This window comes from Inquilinus sp. (genome assembly GCF_057815775.1).
Map to the genome: position 1 here is coordinate 1 of NZ_JBYRFX010000769.1, position 4229 is coordinate 4229.

General features: G+C 70.9%; 3 protein-coding genes. 2 read left to right on the forward strand and 1 reads right to left on the reverse strand.

Annotated features, from left to right (window positions below):
- Nucleotides 1-1492, forward strand: a 1492-nt coding sequence (locus AC3XYG_RS27095) for a GltB/FmdC/FwdC-like GXGXG domain-containing protein (protein WP_489142985.1), incomplete at its 5' end; no start/stop codon positions are given.
- Between the two features lie 106 nt (nucleotides 1493-1598).
- Here AC3XYG_RS27095 and AC3XYG_RS27100 read toward each other — a convergent pair.
- The gene (locus AC3XYG_RS27100) at nucleotides 1599-3101 is read right to left on the reverse strand and encodes an FAD-binding oxidoreductase (RefSeq protein WP_489142986.1); all 1503 of its coding nucleotides are present in this window, start codon (nucleotides 3099-3101) and stop codon (nucleotides 1599-1601) included.
- A 159-nt stretch (nucleotides 3102-3260) separates the two neighbouring features.
- Here AC3XYG_RS27100 and AC3XYG_RS27105 point away from each other — a divergent pair, with 159 nt between their 5' ends.
- Nucleotides 3261-4142: a hypothetical protein gene (locus tag AC3XYG_RS27105; protein WP_489142987.1), complete on the forward strand. Its 882-nt coding sequence runs from the start codon at nucleotides 3261-3263 to the stop codon at nucleotides 4140-4142.
- Nucleotides 4143-4229: the final 87 nt, after the last annotated feature.

A 4229-nucleotide genomic window follows, 5' to 3' on the forward strand; every position in this document is an offset into this window, starting at 1 on the left:
CGACCTGAAGCAGATCAACCCGGACGCCAAGGTCACGGTCAAGCTGGTCAGCCGCACCGGCATCGGCACCATCGCCGCCGGCGTCGCCAAGGCCAATGCCGACATCATCCTGATCTCCGGCCATGTCGGCGGCACCGGCGCCTCGCCCCAGACCTCGCTGAAATTCGCCGGCGTGCCGTGGGAGCTGGGGCTGTCCGAGGTGCATCAGGTGCTGACCCTGAACCGGCTGCGCCACCGCATCCGGCTGCGCACCGATGGCGGCATCAAGACCGGGCGCGACGTGGTGATCGCCGCGATCCTCGGCGCCGAGGAGTTCGGCATCGGCACCGCCAGCCTGATCGCCATGGGCTGCATCATGGTGCGGCAGTGCCATTCCAACACCTGCCCGGTCGGCGTCTGCACCCAGGATCCAGAGCTGCGGGCCAAGTTCGCCGGCACGCCGGAGAAGGTGGTGAACCTGTTCAGCTTCATCGCCGAGGAGGTGCGCGAGATCCTGGCCCAGCTCGGCTACCGCTCGCTGAACGAGATCGTCGGCCACACCGAGCTGCTGCGACAGGTCAGCCGCGGCGCCGCCCATCTCGACGACCTTGACCTCAACCCGCTGCTGGCCAAGGCCGACCCGGGCGAGCATGCGATGTACTGCACGCTGGAAGGCCGCAACCCGGTGCCGGACACGCTCGACGCGCAGATGATCGTCGACGCCAAGGCACTGTTCGAGGTCGGCGAGAAGACCCAGCTGACCTATTCGATCCGCAACACCCACCGCGCGGTGGGCACGCGGATGTCGTCGATGATCACCCGCAAGTTCGGGATGACCGGGCTGCAGCCGGGCCATGTCACGGTGCGGCTGCGCGGCAATGCCGGCCAGTCGCTCGGCGCCTGGGCGGTGCAGGGGCTGAAGCTGGAGGTGTTCGGCGACGCCAACGACTATGTCGGCAAGGGCCTGTCCGGCGGCACCATCGTGGTCCGGCCCTTCGCCGCCTCGTTGCTGAAGACCAACGAGAACACGATCATCGGCAACACGGTGCTGTACGGCGCCACCTCGGGCAAGCTGTTCGCCGCCGGCCAGGCGGGCGAGCGGTTCGCGGTGCGCAACTCCGGCGCCACCGTGGTGGTCGAAGGCTGCGGTTCGAACGGTTGCGAGTACATGACCGGCGGCACCGCTGTCATTCTGGGTTCGGTCGGCGACAACTTCGCGGCCGGCATGACCGGGGGCATGGCCTTCGTCTACGACATCGAGGGCAACTTCGCCCGCCGGACCAACCCGGAAAACGTGATCTGGCAGCGGATCGAGACCAGGCACTACGACGATGTGGTGCGGTCGCTGATCGCTGAGCATGCGCGCGAGACCCAGAGCGCCTGGGCCACCCAGATCCTGCACGACTGGCAGATCGAGCGGGAGAAATTCTGGCAGGTGGTGCCGAAGGAGATGGTGTCGCGGTTGCAGTACCCGATCCGCGAAGAAGAAGCGGTGCGCATCCCGGCGGAGTAGCGGTCCGTAGGTTGGGTTCGCGCTTGCGAACCCAACAGTCTCTCGGCCGGCACGATGTTGGGTTCGCAAAGCGCGAACCCAACCTACGGTCCCGGGTGAATCCCTCTCAACCCTCCGCGTAACGCCGGAGCAGCCCGTTGCGGAACACGCCGTTCGGGTCGTGCCGGCGCTGCGCCGCGATCACCGCATCCCAGGCGGGATAGGCGCGGCGCAGCTGGTCGCCGGTGGCGTGCAGCCGGTAGGGCAGGTAATAGCGGCCGCCGCAATCGATCGCGGCGTCGATCAGCGCCCGCGTCATGCGCTGCATCCGTTCCTCCCCGGCGGCGGAGCGATCCTGCACGAACAGCATCACCAGCCCGAACATGTCCTCGCTGGCATAGGCCAGGGCGCTGCGGTCGTCGCGCCTGACGTCGCGGACCGTGACGTTCAGCAGGTTGCCCTCGTCGCGCCGGATGATCGGCCGGGCGGCCTTGGCGAAATCCGCCAGCCGCGCCTGCGGCACGAAATACTCGTGCAGGATGTCGGTCGACCCGGGCTCGCGGCCGGCGAACACCGCGGCCGGTTCGTTCAGCAGGGCGTTGCGGCTGACCTTGTCGGCCAGCCAGGGCCCGGCTTCGCGCTCCAGCCACCAGCGCAGCGTCTTGCCGGTGTCACTGCCGGCGGCGTTGCGAAACACCAGCCGCTGCAGCCCGCCGGTGGTGAAGGCGGCCAGGGGCAGCACCGTGCCGCGCGTCTCCGGCACCGGGGTGTAGCAGCCCAGCACCGCTTCCTCGAACAGCCGGTCCGGGTCGACCGACAGGCGGCCATAGGCCATCTCGACCGGCGATCCCGCGGCGTAGACCCGGGCGGCGAAGGCCGTGGCATAGTCCTGCACCGGCATGGCGGTGAAATCCGGCCCATACATCACGTTCGGCCGCACCGCGATCTCGGCCTCCAGGATCAACCCGAACAGGCCGTAGCCGCCGAGCGCCAGGCCGAACAGCTCGGTATTCTCGTCCGGGCTGCAGGTCGCCACCGTGCCGTCGGCGGTCAGCAGCCGCAGGCGCTGCACCGTGCTTGCGACCGGCGGGCTGTTCGCGTGCCAGCCATGGGCGTTGACGCTGAGCGTGCCGCCGATGGTGAAGTCGTTGTTCGACTGCATCACGGTCGGGGCGAAGCCCTGGGCGTTCAGCGACGGGATGATGTCGCGCCAGGTCGCGCCGCCGCCGACCCGCAGCACCCCGGCAGCGGGATCGAGCGCCATGCCGTTCAGCGGCAGCGCGTCCAGCACCCAGCCATCGCGCAGCAGGCTCTGCCCGCCCATGGAATGGCGGGCGCCGGAGATGGCCAGGGCCGGCTCCTGCCCGGCGGCGATCCGGCCCAGCAGCGGGGCCAGCCGGTCCGCCGTGACGTCGGGCGATGGGTCGGCGAAGGCCACGCCGCGCACCGGCGTCGGGTTCAACCGGCTGGCATCGTCGAGCAATGTCCGCGGCGCCGCGTCGGGCGGCAGCCGGGCGGCATCGGCCAGGCGCTGGAGCCAGGCGCCTCCGGCCCCGCCGAGCGCCGCCGCGCCCAGCGCCGTGGCCCCCAACGCCAGAATGTTCCGCCGGCTTCGTCTCGTGCCTGCCATGCGCCCCCCACGCGTCGCTGGTCGGCCGAAGCTTAACATTTGAAATAACGCTTTGTTGGGGCGGGGTTTACCCCCGGTGCGGCTGCCGCCCCGCTGCGATGGACCCGTCGGGTCTTCCTCCGGCGCCGGGCGGCTCGAAGCCTTGAAAGGAGTCATCCGATGTCGATGCCGTACCCCGATCGCGCGCCGGCCGTGCTGCCCGCCGCGATCGAGATCAAGCGCCTGTCCTGGGGTGCCGTGATTGCCGGCGCGGCGGTCGCGATTGCCGTGCAGATCCTGTTCGCCGCCCTCGGCCTCGGCCTGGGGGCCAGCACCATCGATCCCTCGGGCCATGGCGCCTCGGCCGGCACGCTCGGCGTCGCCGGCGGCATCTGGGGCGCCGCAGCGCTGCTGGTCAGCCTGTTCGTCGGCGGCCTGGTCGCCGCCCATCTCTCGGGCCGCACGCCGCGGGTCGACGGCGCCCTGCATGGGCTGGTGGTGTGGGCCGCCGCGCTGGTGGTCGGCCTCGTCGTGCTCGGCAGCGCGGTGGGCAGCGCCATCGGCATGGCCGGTGACGCGGCGGCAGCGCTCGGCGCCGGCGTCGGCCAGGCCGTGCCGGCCGCGGCCCAGGCCGCCGGCCGGACGCCCGACAAGGCGAAGCAGGAGGTCGACCGCCTGGTCGGCGGCATGCTGGACCGCAAGGGCGGGCAGCCGGACGCCGCCAGCCTGTCGCCCGACCAGGCGCGGCAGGAAATCGTTGCCGCTTTGACCCGGCATGCAACGGGTGAGGCCGACGACCAGGTCACCAAGGACCGGGTGATCGCGATCGTCGCCGCCCAGCTGAACATTTCCCCGGACGAGGCGCGCGGCCGCTACGAGAAGGCGCTCGCCGATTTCGACCAGCTGAAGGACCAGGCCGCGGCCAAGGCCAAGTCGGTGGCCGACCAGGCGGCCAAGGCCGCGGCCGGCGGTGGCTTCCTGACCTTCGCCACGCTGCTGCTCGCCGCCGCGACCGCTGCCGCCGGCGGGGCCGCCGGGGCCGGGCCGCGCCGCCGGATCTGATCCGGACCAAGTGCTGCAGGAGAAGGGCCGGCCTTGTGCCGGCCCTTTGCCGTATCAAGCATACTGCGCGATGCCGTTGCCGAACGA

Bases quoted from the DNA above. Each gene is read 5' to 3' on its own strand.
- AC3XYG_RS27100 (WP_489142986.1), bottom strand. From the start codon at position 3,101: ATGGCAGGCACGAGACGAAGCCGGCGGAACATTCTGGCGTTGGGGGCC.
- AC3XYG_RS27105 (WP_489142987.1), top strand. From the start codon at position 3,261: ATGTCGATGCCGTACCCCGATCGCGCGCCGGCCGTGCTGCCCGCCGCG.